This window comes from Pseudomonas sp. WS 5412 (assembly GCF_012985615.1).
In the GTDB taxonomy this organism is placed as follows: domain Bacteria; phylum Pseudomonadota; class Gammaproteobacteria; order Pseudomonadales; family Pseudomonadaceae; genus Aquipseudomonas; species Aquipseudomonas shahriarae.
Window position 1 is genome coordinate 110,970 of the sequence record NZ_JAARMB010000005.1, and the last position, 12,627, is coordinate 123,596.

General features: G+C 61.6%; 13 protein-coding genes. 6 read left to right on the forward strand and 7 right to left on the reverse strand.

The window, feature by feature from the left end; translation table 11 throughout:
* Positions 1-9 precede the first annotated feature (9 nt).
* Positions 10-1,908 carry an FTR1 family protein gene (locus HBR94_RS09105; protein ID WP_057960962.1) on the reverse strand — a complete coding sequence of 633 codons (1,899 nt, stop codon included), beginning with the start codon at positions 1,906-1,908 and terminating at the stop codon, positions 10-12.
* A 303-nt stretch (positions 1,909-2,211) separates the two neighbouring features.
* On the opposite strand from HBR94_RS09105, the gene HBR94_RS09110 reads away from it, so the two are divergent.
* Genes HBR94_RS09110 through HBR94_RS09125 form a run of 4 tightly spaced genes read left to right on the forward strand, consistent with a single transcriptional unit; the run spans position 2,212 to position 5,355 of the window.
* Positions 2,212-3,609: a hypothetical protein gene (locus tag HBR94_RS09110; protein ID WP_057960963.1), complete on the forward strand. Its 1,398-nt coding sequence runs from the start codon at positions 2,212-2,214 to the stop codon at positions 3,607-3,609.
* Positions 3,610-3,619: 10 nt separating this feature from the next.
* A complete protein-coding gene (locus HBR94_RS09115; protein ID WP_029289599.1) occupies positions 3,620-3,988 on the forward strand; it encodes a YcfL family protein in 369 nt (122 codons plus the stop codon).
* A gap of 35 nt (positions 3,989-4,023) precedes the next feature.
* The gene (gene lpoB / locus HBR94_RS09120; RefSeq protein WP_115129260.1) at positions 4,024-4,611 is read left to right on the forward strand and encodes a penicillin-binding protein activator LpoB; all 588 of its coding nucleotides are present in this window, start codon (positions 4,024-4,026) and stop codon (positions 4,609-4,611) included.
* A gap of 3 nt (positions 4,612-4,614) precedes the next feature.
* Positions 4,615-5,355, forward strand: coding sequence for a hypothetical protein (locus tag HBR94_RS09125; RefSeq protein WP_057440467.1), 741 nt, complete (start codon positions 4,615-4,617; stop codon positions 5,353-5,355).
* Between the two features lie 137 nt (positions 5,356-5,492).
* On the opposite strand, the gene HBR94_RS09130 is transcribed toward HBR94_RS09125, so the two are convergent.
* The 3 genes from HBR94_RS09130 to HBR94_RS09140 all read right to left on the reverse strand — a co-directional run bounded on the left by HBR94_RS09130 (position 5,493) and on the right by HBR94_RS09140 (position 8,676).
* Positions 5,493-6,125, reverse strand: a complete 633-nt coding sequence (locus HBR94_RS09130; RefSeq protein WP_115129261.1) for a LysE family transporter — start codon at positions 6,123-6,125, stop codon at positions 5,493-5,495.
* A 71-nt stretch (positions 6,126-6,196) separates the two neighbouring features.
* Complete coding sequence (locus HBR94_RS09135; protein ID WP_057440468.1) at positions 6,197-6,766, reverse strand: mechanosensitive ion channel family protein; 570 nt, start codon at positions 6,764-6,766, stop codon at positions 6,197-6,199.
* Positions 6,766-8,676, reverse strand: a complete 1,911-nt coding sequence (locus tag HBR94_RS09140; protein WP_057960966.1) for an ATP-binding cassette domain-containing protein — start codon at positions 8,674-8,676, stop codon at positions 6,766-6,768. Before HBR94_RS09140 ends, HBR94_RS09135 begins: the two co-directional genes overlap by 1 nt.
* Before the next feature lie 50 nt (positions 8,677-8,726).
* On the opposite strand from HBR94_RS09140, the gene HBR94_RS09145 reads away from it, so the two are divergent.
* A complete protein-coding gene (locus HBR94_RS09145) occupies positions 8,727-9,191 on the forward strand; it encodes a TIGR02444 family protein (protein ID WP_169960077.1) in 465 nt (154 codons plus the stop codon).
* On the opposite strand, the gene HBR94_RS09150 is transcribed toward HBR94_RS09145, so the two are convergent.
* A complete protein-coding gene (locus tag HBR94_RS09150; protein ID WP_170044546.1) occupies positions 9,188-10,342 on the reverse strand; it encodes an AlgP family protein in 1,155 nt (384 codons plus the stop codon). The genes HBR94_RS09145 and HBR94_RS09150 overlap by 4 nt on opposite strands.
* Before the next feature lie 192 nt (positions 10,343-10,534).
* Between HBR94_RS09150 and HBR94_RS09155 the strand changes: the two genes are divergently transcribed.
* A complete protein-coding gene (locus HBR94_RS09155) occupies positions 10,535-11,200 on the forward strand; it encodes an FKBP-type peptidyl-prolyl cis-trans isomerase (RefSeq protein ID WP_170044548.1) in 666 nt (221 codons plus the stop codon).
* Positions 11,201-11,254: 54 nt separating this feature from the next.
* Here HBR94_RS09155 and HBR94_RS09160 read toward each other — a convergent pair whose 3' ends face one another.
* Together HBR94_RS09160 and HBR94_RS09165 are read right to left on the reverse strand one after the other, a co-directional pair.
* On the reverse strand, positions 11,255-11,713 hold the full coding sequence (locus HBR94_RS09160) for an Rsd/AlgQ family anti-sigma factor (RefSeq protein WP_057440472.1): 459 nt from the start codon (positions 11,711-11,713) through the stop codon (positions 11,255-11,257).
* Between the two features lie 204 nt (positions 11,714-11,917).
* Complete coding sequence (locus tag HBR94_RS09165; protein ID WP_057440473.1) at positions 11,918-12,439, reverse strand: disulfide bond formation protein B; 522 nt, start codon at positions 12,437-12,439, stop codon at positions 11,918-11,920.
* Between the last annotated feature and the right edge of the window lie 188 nt (positions 12,440-12,627).

Genomic DNA, 12,627 nt, shown 5'->3' on the forward strand with positions numbered 1-12,627 from the left:
CCAGGACCTTCAGGAAGCCGCCACCCGGCGCTTATCGGCCAACCGGCTGCGGCTGTACAGCACCACAATCGCAATGATCGCCACGGCCTGGGCACTCAACGAATACGCATCGGCATGGATGCCCAGCCAGTCGAAGTCAAAGAACGCCACCGGCCGGGTGCCGAAGATGCCGGCTTCCTGCAACGCCTTCACGCCATGCCCGGCAAATACCACCGACAGCGCGCACAGCAACGCCGCGTTAATCCCGAAGAACAGCGCCAACGGCAGCTTCGCCGAGCCGCGCAGGATGATCCACGCCAAGCCCATCAACAGCACCAGCGCCGTGGCGCCACCGGCCAGTACCGCGTTATGCCCGGCAGGACCGGCTTGCAGCCACAGGGTTTCGTAGAACAGGATCACTTCGAACAGTTCGCGGTACACCGAGAAGAACGCCAGGACCGCAAACCCAAAACGCCCACCACCGCCGACCAGGCTGCTCTTGATGTAGTCCTGCCAGGCCGCCGCGTGGCGCCGGTCGTGCATCCACACCCCGAGCCACAGCACCATCACGCTGGCAAACAGCGCCGTACAGCCTTCGAGCAGTTCACGCTGGGCGCCGCTGACGTCAATCACATACGCCGCCAGGGCCCAGGTCGCCGCACCGGCGACCAACGCCAGGGCCCAACCGACGTTGACACTGCGCACCGCCGATTGCTGGCCGGTGTTACGCAAAAAGGCCAGGATTGCCGCCAGCACCAGAATCGCTTCCAACCCTTCACGCAGCAGAATCAGCAAGCCCGAGATGTAGCTCAACGACCAGCTCAGGCCGTCGCCGCCCAACAGGCCGGCCGCTTCAGTGAGTTTGCCCTTGGCCACGTCCAGGCGCTGCTGGACCTGCTCGATCGGCAAGCCATCCTGCAACGACTGCCGATACGCCATCAGGGCTTTCTCGGTGTCCTTGCGCACGTTGGCATCGACGTTGTCCAGGGAGCTTTCCACCAGCTCGAAGCCTTCCAGGTACGCCGCTACCGACAGGTCGTAGGCCTGTTCGTGCTCACCGCTGCGGAACGCTGCCAGGCTCTTGTCCAAGGTGGCAGCGGTGTACTCCAGCAACTGCGCCGGGCCACGCTGGACCTGGGGCGGCTGGGCGCGCTGGGCGCGGAACACCCGGACCGCGTCCGGCCCCTCGGCGGCCAGCACTTCTTCCGGGGTCTGGCGTGCCAGGTCGGCCAGGTTGAAGGATTTTTCGCTTTTCGCGGCGGCCGGGTCGGCAGTAAAGCCGGCGATGTAGGTGGCCAGGTCCCAGCGCTGCCGGTCATCCAACTGGTCGGCGAACGACGGCATGTCGGTGCCTTCGACGCCCAGGCCCAGGGTGTTGTAGATGCCGTAGAGGCTCAGGCGGTCCAGACGCTGGGCATCGCGCAGGTTGGCCGGCGGTGGGGCCATACCGACACCGGCCGGGCCATCGCCCGCACCGGCGTCACCGTGGCACACCGAACAGTGCTGGGCGTACAGCGGCGCACCGCGCGTAGGGTCCGGGGTAATGGCCGGCGCCTGGCTGACCTCATAGGCGGCCGCCAGTTGCGCACCCAGTTGACGCGCCTGGCGCGCTACCGCGTTGCCATCCTGGCGGTTAGTGACAGCGGCCAGCAGCTCATCGACGCCTTTGACCAGGCTCGCGCGCTCGGGCTTGTCGGGCAGCTCTGCCACCAGCCCCTGCAACACCCCGAGAAACTCCACCTGTTCGCGGTATTCGGAGTCGTCGACCACCTTGCCCGCCTCCACCGTCGGCGGATAGTCAGCGCCAATGTAGTCCAGTAAATGCAGGGCCTGGGGCGCACCCTCTGCGGTAGCAGCCAGCAGATTGAAGCTGCACGACACCAACGCCGGCAGCAACAGCCAGGCGAGAAAACGGGAGGGGGCAGTCATGAATGAATCCCAAATGGAAACAAGAAGTAACACATTGTCGAATGTTAATCGGTTTGACTCAAGACGTTAGTGCTTTGGCCGCTGAAATGACTCGCTCAGGTAGGGGCCAACCCTCAAATAAAGCAGCGGAAAAGCCATTGTTTTGCCAGTAACGAGGCCTATAATGCGCCGCCTTCGTTATCGCGAAACGGCATTTAGGCTCCTCTTTTTATGAGGGATGTGTGGGAAAAGGTTTTTCCTGCGCTTGGTTATTTGGCCCGACCAGCCCCTTCGGCCGATTACGCTCAGGGAAGCAGCACCTCAATGGCATCTCGCGTCTTTACCTCCCTTGCCCTCGCGGCACTCACGCTGCTGTCGGGCTGTTCGATGTTCCGCAGCTACGACACTGAACTGCAAGCCACCAACCAGCAGTTGGCCAGCGGCAATGTCGATGGCGCGCTGACCCTGCTGGAGAAGAACAACAGCAGCGAAGACAAAGACCTTCTCTACTACTTCGAAAAAGGCGAGTTGCTGCGGGCCAAGGGCGATCTGACCGGCAGCCAGGCGGCTTGGCACCGGGCAGACCTGGTGGTGTACAAGTGGGAAGAGTCGGTCAAGTTCGACACCGAGCGCTATCTCGCGCAATTCGGTAGCTTCCTGGTCAACGACAAGGTGCGGCGCTACGAAGGGTATGACTATGAAAAAGTCATGCTCACCACCCAGATGGCGTTGAACCTGCTGGCCGTCAATGACTTTGACGGCGCGCGCACCGAAATCAAGAAAACCCACGAACGCGAAGCGGTGATCGCCGAACTGCGGGACAAGGAATACCTCAAGCGCGAAAACGAAGCCGAGCGCCAGGGCGTGGCCACGCAGTTCAAGGATCTGCGCGGCTATCCGGTGGAAAGTCTCGATGCGCCGGACGTGGTGGGCCTGAAGAACAGCTACCAGAGCGCGTTCAGTCATTACCTGGCCGGTTTCATCTACGAAGCCTTGGGCGAAAAGGACCTGGCCGCGCCGGGCTACCGCAAGGCCGCCGAACTGCGCCCCAATACACCGTTGCTGGAACAGGCCCTGCTCGACCTGGATGCCTCCCGCGTGGCAGCTGACGAAAGCGACGTGCTGATCGTAGTGCAGAGCGGCCTGGCGCCGGCCCGCGACTCGATCCGCCTGCCGTTGCCGATCCCTATCGACGGGCATTGGGTGATCACACCGCTGTCGTTCCCGGTGATCAAGCCAGACACTTCGACGGCCACCTTTGCGCAGATCGGCGTCGATGGTCGGCAGCAGAACCTCACGCCCCTCAACAGCACCACTGCGATGTCGCGCCGCGCCCTGCGCGACGACATGCCGGGGATCATCCTGCGTACCACCGTGCGCGCCATCAGCCGCGGCGTGACGCAAAAAAACCTCAACCAGACCAACCCGATGGCCGGCCTGGTGCTGGGCATCGCGTCCGCCGTCACCGAAGGCGCCGATACCCGCACCTGGCGCACCCTGCCGGACCTGACCCAGGTCACGCGCCTGCGCCTCAAGCACGGTGAGCACCAGGTGAGCCTGCCCAATGCCTTGGGCGGCACCCTGGTGACGGTCAAGGCCGAACAACGCCATCAGGTGATCACTTTGCGAGTGGTCGGCAACCAGGTCTTCACCAGCGGCGTGGCCGCCCATGTGGTCGCGAGCAACCCGGCCCAGGCCGTCGCCAGCCTCAAACAACCTTAAGGAGCACGCTATGCGTCATTTCATCCTCGGCGCCCTGGCGCTGATCTTCCTCGCCGGTTGCGCCACCCCGCCGCCGGAACCGGGCAGCGCCGCGAGCAAAGTCGTGGTGATGGGCAAGTTCAAGGGCATCGCCGTCGGCGCCATTCGGGTAGCCCGCGAGAACGGCTTCCTGACGGCCAAGGTGCAACTGAGCAACATCACCAGCAGCAACCAGATGATGTATTACCGCTTCGCCTGGCTGGGCGCCGATGGCTTCCCGGTGGGTGACGAAGAAACCTGGAAAGTGCTGAACCTCTACGCCAACCAGGCCACCTTCCTGCCGGCCATCGCCAACCTGCCCCAGGCCGCCGACTTCCGCCTTGAAGTCAAGACGCCTTGAGCCAGCCCCCTATTCAGTTTTCGAGAGACATTCCCATGTTTGCACGCTTTTCGTTCCTCACCGTAATCGCCGTCCTGGCCAGCGGCTGCGCCAACACCTCGCCGGTCATCGGCGGTAAAAATATCAGCTACGGCGACACCAAGGCCGTGGAACTGGTGACCAACGAGTTCGGCTCCACCGACCTGCAGATGATCGCCGAAAGCATGACCCGCTCCCTGGCGCAGTCCGGCATCCTCCAGGGCCGCCCGGTGGTGCAGGTGTATGACGTGAAGAACAAGACCAGCGAGTACATCGATACCCGCGAGATCACCACCTCGATCAAGACCCAACTGATGAAGACCGGCACCGCCCGCTTCGCCAGCGACAACACCGATATGCAAAGCCAGGTCGACCAGCTCAAGCTGCAAAACCAGAGCGGCCTGTACAAGAAATCCACGGTCAGCAAGACCGGCAACATGGTTGCCGCCAAGTACCGCCTGGAAGGCTCCATCAGCTCCATCGTCAAGCGCAGCGCCGACTACAAGGACGTGTTCTACAAGTTCAGCCTGCAATTGATCGACGTCGAAAGCGGCCTGGCGGAATGGATGGACGAAAAAGAAATCCGCAAGACCACGGAGCGCTAAGCCATGCGTCCATGGATCGGCATCATCGCCCTGCTGTGCAGCGTTGGCGCCTGGGCGGCGCCGAAAATCGCGGTGACGGACCTGGCCTACGAGGCGCGCGTGGAGGAATACATCCACGCCGTCGCGGCGACCAATAACTTCCAGGCCAGCCCCTACAACGCCAGCGGTGCGTCCAGCTACACCGAGTTCGAGAGCCGCAACAGCTACATCGAACAGAGTGAGCTGCGTAAATTCAGCGGCGATATCAAGGGTGAGATTCTCAAGTCGCGCCAGTTCCAGTTGGTCCAGGGCACGCCCTACACCAGCGAGGCCAAGGGCGATGTGTACGACGTGATCAAGCGGATCAAGGCCGGCCACTTCAAGGGCGCCGACTATGTGCTGTTTGGTACTTTGTCGGATATCGACTTCACCCAGGACATCAACGCCCTGGATCGCACCAACAGCTATTCAGCGGTGCTGGGGCTGGCGGTCGTGGCGGACTTCAGCCTGATCAACACCCGCACCTATGAAATCACCTCGGCGTTTACCGCCATGGGTGAGGGCCAGGACACCAAGCTGGTGAACAGTCGCGACGTGCGCGTCAGCCTGAGCCGGCCACGGGTGGTGAAGGAAGTGTCGAAAACCTTGGGTGAAGATGTGGCGCGCCAGCTGCAGGAGCAACTGGGCGGTGGCTACCAGGAGCCTGGTCAGCCGGCGTTGCGCAACAACCTGCCAAGGGATGAGGCGCCGAAAATCCTGCACTGAAGCTCAATGGCTCGGCTAGCACACATCAATGTGGGAGCTGGCTTGCCTGCGATGCAAGCGCCGCGGTGTCACTGATACACCGCGGTGATGCGATCGCAGGCAAGCCAGCTCCCACAGTTTTGATTGGGCTTGTTCAGTCAGGCCGTGGCGCGATGCAGGCTGGCGAGGAAACCCGCAGCGCCCACGAACAACCCGGCAAACGTGCGGTTCACGCGTTTCTGCTGCTTGGGCGTGCGCAACAGGCGCAGCACCTTCGATGCCAGCCCGGTGTAGCCCGCCATCACGATCATATCCACGCCGATCATGGTCGCACCGAGGATCAGGTACTGAATCAGCAGCGGTGCCTGTGGGTTCACGAACTGCGGCAGCACCGCCAGCATGAACACCAGGGCCTTGGGGTTGCTGGCATTGACCAGGAAACCACGGAACATCATCGCCAGCGGCTTGCCGATCGGGCGGACTGGCGCGTCATCGCTCATGTCCATGGGCAGGGCGCGCCATTGCTTGACGGCCAGGTACACCAGGTACGCCACGCCAAACCATTTGATCGCGTAGAACGCGGTTGAGGACGTCGCCAGAACGGCGCCCAGGCCGCCCGCCACCACGGCAATCTGCATCGCCAGGCCCAATTGCAGGCCAATGGCGTTCCAGTAACCGCGCAGGAAACCATATTGCAGGCCGCTGGACATGGAGGCGATGGCGCCCGCGCCGGGGGAGAGACTGATGATCCAACTGGCCAGGAAGAAGGCCAGCCATGTGTCGAGCGCCATTACACACCTCGTAGCAAATTCGTTGTCAGCACTAAGCTAACGCCAAGGGCCGAGGGCTGGCTAGAGAATTTTTAAGGTAAAGGGCTGATATCGCTACCGCGCCAGCGGCGTACCGAGCGCTGGAAGAACAGGCTGTTGGGTACTTGCACCACGGCGCTGTCGGTGCCCGCTTCAGCCACTTCGATCAACGTGGTGTACAGCAGGTTAATCGCGATCACCCGGCCTTTGACGCCGGGCTTGTCGACGGTGTCCACCAACTCGACGACATCACCCAGGCGAAACGGCCCAACGGTGAAGATCAGGATCGCGCACAGCAGGTTCGACAGCACCGACCACATGGCAAAGAACGCTACCGCCGCGACGGCCACAAAACCCGAGAGCGCGGTCCACAGCACGGTGGCAGAGACCCCCAGGCGTTCAAGGACGAAGATCAGCGCACTGCCCATGATCAGCCAGCGCAGGCCACCACGCAGGGGCATCAGCAGTTGCGGCGGAAACGGATAGCGCTCACCCAGGCGCGTCAGGCCCTTGGCGACGAAGCGCTGGGCCAGGTAACCGGCCAGCAGGATCAGCAGGATTTGCACGCCGACCCACACCGGTTCGATCCATTGCGCTGGCAGTGGCAGCTGCAAGGCTTCCATCAGGACAGCGCCTCCAACTCCGCTTGCAGGCCTTCCAGCAGTTCGAGGGCTTCCATCCAGGTCTCCTCCAGTTGCCCTTCGCGCACCTTGAGCTTGGCCTGTTCGGCCAGCAGGTCGCGCAACTCATCCTTGCGGGCCGCTTCGTACACCGCGCTGTCGCCGAGGCTGGTTTCGATCTTGGCCAGGCGTTCGTGGACCTTGCCCAATTCGGCTTCAAGCTTGTCGGCTTCGCGTTTGTGCGGTGCCAACTGCTGGCGCAGGGCCGCAGCAGCCTGGCGCTGGGCTTTTTTGTCGGTCTTGTCCGGGTTGACCGGGGTGTTGCTGACCGGCGCGTTACGCAGACGGTAGTCGGTCAACCAGCGGGCGTAGTCGTCCAGGTCGCCATCAAACTCTTCGACCTTGCCATCGGCCACCAGCAGGAAGTTGTCGGTGGTGCTCTTGAGCAAGTGGCGGTCGTGAGACACCACCAGCACAGCGCCACTGAATTCCTGCAGGGCCATGGTCAGCGCCAGGCGCATTTCCAGGTCCAGGTGGTTGGTCGGTTCGTCGAGCAGCAGCAGGTTGGGACGGTCCCAGGCGATCAGGGCCAGGGCCAGGCGGGCTTTTTCGCCGCCGGAGAAATTCAGCACCGGCTCGTCGATGCGCGCACCACGGAAGTCGAAACCGCCGAGGAAGTCGCGCAGGGTCTGTTCGCGCTCGGTTGGCGCCAGGCGTTGCAGGTGCAACAGCGGGCTGGCCTTGGCGTCGAGGGAGTCCAATTGATGCTGGGCGAAGTAGCCCACCACCAGGTTCTCGCCACGGGTCAGGCGCCCGGCCAGGGGTTGCAGCTCGCCCGACAGGTTCTTGATCAGCGTCGACTTGCCCGCGCCGTTGGGGCCGAGCAAGCCGATGCGCGCGCCCGGGGTGAGCTGCAGCTTGACCTTCTCCAGGATGGTCTTGTCGCCATAACCCAGGCGGGCATCCGAGAGGTCGAGCAAGGGGCTGGAGATTTTCACTGACTCGCGGAACACAAAGTCGAACGGCGAATCGACGTGGGCCGCCGACAGCTCTTCCATGCGCTCCAGGGCCTTGATCCGGCTCTGGGCCTGACGGGCCTTGGTGGCCTGGGCCTTGAACCGGGCGATGTAGCTTTCCATATGCGCGCGTTGCGCCTGCTGTTTCTCGAAGGCCTGCTGTTGCTGGGCCAGGCGTTCGGCACGGGCCCGCTCGAACGCGGTGTAGCCGCCGCGATAGAGGGTGATTTTCTTCTGTTCGACATGGGCGATGTTATCGACCACGGCGTCGAGGAAATCCCGGTCGTGGGAGATCAGCAGCAACGTGCCTGGGTAACTCTTGAGGAAATCCTCCAGCCACAGGATTGCATCCAGATCCAGGTGGTTGGTCGGTTCGTCGAGCAGCAACAGGTCCGAGGGGCACATCAGCGCCTGGGCCAGGTTCAGGCGCATGCGCCAGCCACCGGAGAAGTCGGCAACCGGGCGGTCCATCTGTTCGTTGGTGAACCCGAGGCCGGCGAGCATTTTGCGCGCGCGGGCGTCGGCGGTGTAGCCGTCGGCACTGTCGAGTTCCGAGTGCAGGCGGGCCTGGGCGGCACCGTCCTGGGCTTTCTCGGCCTCGGCCAGGTCGTGTTGCACCTGACGCAGACGCAGGTCGCCATCGAGCACGTAGTCGATCGCGATGCGGTCCAGGGTGTCGATCTCCTGGCGCATATGGGCGATACGCCAGTCGGCTGGCAGCAGGCAGTCCCCGGAATCCGGGGTCAGCTCACCGAGCAACAGGGCGAACAACGTGGATTTGCCGGCGCCATTGGCACCGATCAGGCCGGCTTTGTGACCGGCGTGCAGGGTCAGCTCGGCGTCTTCGAGAAGACGTTGCGGGCCACGCTGTAATGTTAGGCTTTGAAGTCGGATCATAATGGCGGCGGAGTCTACCAGCTTCGTTGGCCGCTGGCTTGGGTGTGAACATGTGCGCTGACCTGTGGAGCTTTGCCCTCTCGACCTACGCCCGTACGGGGGCTGAAGATGCCTGCCTGCGCTTGCAGGAGCAAGGGGCGGATGTGTGTCTGTTGTTGTGCGGGCTGTGGCTGGAAGAGCGCGGGGTGGCACTTGAACCTGGACGCGTGCAGGCGCTGCGAGCAATCGCCGGTCCCTGGCAGGCAGACGTTGTGGAGCCCTTGCGCAGGGTGCGCAAGCAATGGCGCGCCATGGCGCAGCAGGATGTGGGGCTGGGAGCGTTGCGCGAGCGGGTCAAGGCCCTGGAACTGGAAGCCGAACAGCAGTTGCTGTTACGTCTGGAAGCGCTGGCACAGGCTTGGCCAACGGGAGAACGCGCCACGCATCCGACATGGCTTGAAGGACTGGCGACCGAAGCCGCCAACCTTGACCACGACGCGCTGCTTCAGCTGCGCGCCGCGGCCACCGGCACTTAGGAAGCGCTGGTTGGGGTGGTGCCTGGTGCTACCGGGGCAGGCGTGCTGCTGGCCGGTGCAGTGGTAGCGGCTGGCGCTGCCGGTGCGGCAGGAGCCGCTGGCTTGGCAGCTGCTGGAGCTGGCGCGGGTTTGGCAGCCGGCTTGGCCACTGGTTTCGCAGCAGCAGGTTTGGCAGCCGGCTTGGCCGCTGGTTTCGCAGCAGCAGGTTTGGCAGCTGGCTTGGCCGCTGGCTTTGCAACAGCAGTTTTAGCAGCTGGCTTGGCGGCTGGTTTCGCAGCAGCAGCTTTAGCAGCTGGCTTGGCGGCTGGTTTCGCAGCAGCAGCTTTAGCAGCTGGCTTGGCGGCTGGTTTTGCAGCAGCAGTTTTAGCAGCTGGCTTGGCGGCTGGTTTTGCAGCAGCAGTTTTAGCAGCAGGCTTGGCGGCTGGTTTCGCAGCAGCAGTTTTAGCAGCTGGCTTGGCAGCTGGTTTTGCAGCAGCAGTTTTAGCAGCTGGCTTGGCGGCTGGTTTTGCAGCAGCAGTTTTAGCAGCAGGCTTGGCGGCTGGTTTTGCAGCAGCAGTTTTAGCAGCAGGCTTGGCGGCTGGTTTTGCAGCAGCAGTTTTAGCAGCAGGCTTGGCGGCTGGTTTTGCAGCAGCAGTTTTAGCAACTGGCTTGGCGGCTGGTTTCGCAGCAGCAGCTTTAGCAGGCGCTTTTTTAGCAGCAGGCTTGGCCGCAACTTTGGCCGGCGCCTTGGCCGCAACTGCCTTGGCTGGTGTACGAGTGCTCAACACTTTGGCCACAGCTTCTTTCACACGACCCACGCCCTGCGCCAGTTTCAGGCTCTCTTGGGCATCTCGCTTGAGTTGAAGGATGTAGGTGCGGGTTTCGGATTGACGATCCTTGAGGGCATCGAGCAAGTCCTCAAGTTCTTTGACGGCGCCCTTGGCTTTGGTTTGCGCCTTGGCTTTGCCGGCGGTCGCGGCGTCTTGCAGTTTAGTGCGGGATTTGTGCAGTTTTTCTTGAGCCTTGCCGCGTTGTTTTTCCAGCTTGGCGAGCAATTTCTCTGCATCAGCCAAGGCTTGGGAGCAAGCACTTTCCAAATGTTCGAGCAGGCTGCCCGAGAGTTGTTGGAGCAAGTGCAACGGGGTATTAACAGGCTTCTGTTTGGCCGACATGGTTTACCTCCTGGCTGACGTGGGTGCGGCTCATACTAGCCCTCTGCTCTTACCGCCGCTAGGGCATGTTGACAGTATCGAATGCGTTGCGTTGCACCGCACAAAAATTCTTATTGATATAACGAAAAACCGCTCCGGTTTTTGCCCATCCACACTGGCATAATCCACCGCACTTTCGGCTGGAGAACACCCATGTCGCGTTACCTTTTTTTCATCCTGGGTTTGTCGCTTTCAGTGGCCAACGCAAGTGAGCCGACGGCGTCCAAAGACAGCCACGATCTGGCCTACAGCCTGGGCGCCAGCCTAGGCGAACGCCTGCGCCAGGAAGTCCCCGACTTGCAGATCCAGGCCTTGCTCGAAGGTCTCAAACAGGCCTATCAAGGCAAGCCCCTGGCCCTGGATGACGCACGTATCACACAAATTCTTGCCCAGCACGAAGCGCAGGCCAGCGCCGAGGCCCAAGTGCCGCAAAGCGAAAAGGCCCTCGCCGCCGAGCAACAATTCATGGCCACGGAAAAAGCCCGGGCCGGCGTGCGCGAATTGGCCGACGGCATCTTGCTCACAGAGCTGGCCGCCGGCAGCGGGAAAAAGCCGGGCGCCCGTGACAGGGTCCAAGTGAAGTACGTGGGGCGATTGCCCGATGGGACGATTTTCGACCAGAGTGCCCAGCCCCAATGGTTTCGCCTGGACAGCGTGATCAGCGGCTGGCAAAGCGCATTGCAACAGATGCCTGTTGGCGCGAAGTGGCGCCTGGTCATTCCATCGGCCCAAGCTTATGGCGGAGACGGTGCGGGTGAGCTGATCGCGCCTTACACGCCACTGGTTTTCGAGATTGAGCTGCTCGCAATCGGTAGCTGAACCCAACGAAAAACGGTGCGCCATGCGCACCGTTTTTTGTCTTGCCGCTGAGGCTCAAGCCTGGGTTGCAGGCTCTTCCTTGTGGGCGTTGTGCAGCACTTCGATCAGGCAGTCTTCCAGTTCGAAGCGCTCATGGAGCAGGCCGCCCAGCTCTTTGAATTTTTCGGCAACGCACTTGCCTTTGTCGCAAAGGTCGTTAAAGGCCAGGAGTTTTTCGGTGATGACATCAATGCGCGGGTAAATAGTCTCGGCCAAGTCCAGTCCACGCTGGTCGTCGAAGGCCTCGGCCTCCTTGGTCAATTGCTCATAGACCCCGAAGTGACCTGCCGAGACGTAATCCACCAAGACACCACAGAAGTCCTGCAGAGATCCACGGTTCTCAGCCAGCGCTTCGGGCTTCTCACCGAGAGCATCAAAGGCTCGAACCAATTCGTGACGTGCCTTCAACCAGCTGTCGATCAGCTTATGCACACCACCCCAGCGTTCCTGAGCATTCTGACAACTTTCCAACATGATGATCTCTTCCCTTATGGGCGGTGCCGCTTTTGCCCGCGCAACACTTCGAGGATAAAGCGGCACCGGACAACGCCGCATCGAACAAACTGTTTCAATAACGCGTGCGGGCCAGATTATGCCCGCATGACTATGGCTTCAAGGTACGCAGACCAGAAAGTTCATACAAGTGTTTAATCCCATCCTACGAGCCAACAACCCCAATCAGTGCTTCACAAACCGCAAACCCTGACCGGACAACAGGCGTGAAAACTGCGTCCCTCCCAGGATGAGCATGGCAATGAAGAACAGCAGGCTCCATTCCGGGATGCTCAAGTCGAACAACGTCCAGTTGATTTCCACACAGTCGACGGTGCCCTTGAATGCCAGTTGCAGGGCTTGCCCCAGCGTCAGGTTTTCGATCATGTATTCCAGGCTTGGCCAGCAGTTGGGCATCTGGTCAGGCGGGATATTCTGCAACAGCACCTGGCGCACCGCTGTCACTGCGCCGAGCAATGCACAGCCCATGCTCGCCGCCCAATACAGGTAAATGCCCACACGCCTGGGGCCATGGAGCGTCGCTATCAGGTTAATCAGGGTGAACACCGCCAGCAGGCTGCGCTGGATCAGGCACAGGAAACAAGGTCGCAGCAATGCCCCATATTCCAGATAAAAAGACGCGCCCAACGTCAGCACACCGGCCATGAACGCCAGGAAGAACAAGGAGCGTGAGGGGGCCAAAGACATTGTTTATCCGCAACGCAAGAGATAGGTAGTTACGGTAGAGGAAAGACCTTACCCCTTTCAATACGCGCTGGAGCAGACGCTTCCGTGAGATCGCAGGGATATACCGTCAGAAGGTAGGTAACTTTGCGTGGCTCAGTGTGGGAAACCACCTCAGCCCCTGAAACGCCCCTAACCAAGGGGATTTGAAG

Bases quoted from the DNA above. Each gene is read 5' to 3' on its own strand.
- HBR94_RS09105 (WP_057960962.1), bottom strand. From the start codon at position 1,908: ATGACTGCCCCCTCCCGTTTTCTCGCCTGGCTGTTGCTGCCGGCGTTG.
- HBR94_RS09110 (WP_057960963.1), top strand. From the start codon at position 2,212: ATGGCATCTCGCGTCTTTACCTCCCTTGCCCTCGCGGCACTCACGCTG.
- HBR94_RS09115 (WP_029289599.1), top strand. From the start codon at position 3,620: ATGCGTCATTTCATCCTCGGCGCCCTGGCGCTGATCTTCCTCGCCGGT.
- lpoB (WP_115129260.1), top strand. From the start codon at position 4,024: ATGTTTGCACGCTTTTCGTTCCTCACCGTAATCGCCGTCCTGGCCAGC.
- HBR94_RS09125 (WP_057440467.1), top strand. From the start codon at position 4,615: ATGCGTCCATGGATCGGCATCATCGCCCTGCTGTGCAGCGTTGGCGCC.
- HBR94_RS09130 (WP_115129261.1), bottom strand. From the start codon at position 6,125: ATGGCGCTCGACACATGGCTGGCCTTCTTCCTGGCCAGTTGGATCATC.
- HBR94_RS09135 (WP_057440468.1), bottom strand. From the start codon at position 6,766: ATGGAAGCCTTGCAGCTGCCACTGCCAGCGCAATGGATCGAACCGGTG.
- HBR94_RS09140 (WP_057960966.1), bottom strand. From the start codon at position 8,676: ATGATCCGACTTCAAAGCCTAACATTACAGCGTGGCCCGCAACGTCTT.
- HBR94_RS09145 (WP_169960077.1), top strand. From the start codon at position 8,727: ATGTGCGCTGACCTGTGGAGCTTTGCCCTCTCGACCTACGCCCGTACG.
- HBR94_RS09150 (WP_170044546.1), bottom strand. From the start codon at position 10,342: ATGTCGGCCAAACAGAAGCCTGTTAATACCCCGTTGCACTTGCTCCAA.
- HBR94_RS09155 (WP_170044548.1), top strand. From the start codon at position 10,535: ATGTCGCGTTACCTTTTTTTCATCCTGGGTTTGTCGCTTTCAGTGGCC.
- HBR94_RS09160 (WP_057440472.1), bottom strand. From the start codon at position 11,713: ATGTTGGAAAGTTGTCAGAATGCTCAGGAACGCTGGGGTGGTGTGCAT.
- HBR94_RS09165 (WP_057440473.1), bottom strand. From the start codon at position 12,439: ATGTCTTTGGCCCCCTCACGCTCCTTGTTCTTCCTGGCGTTCATGGCC.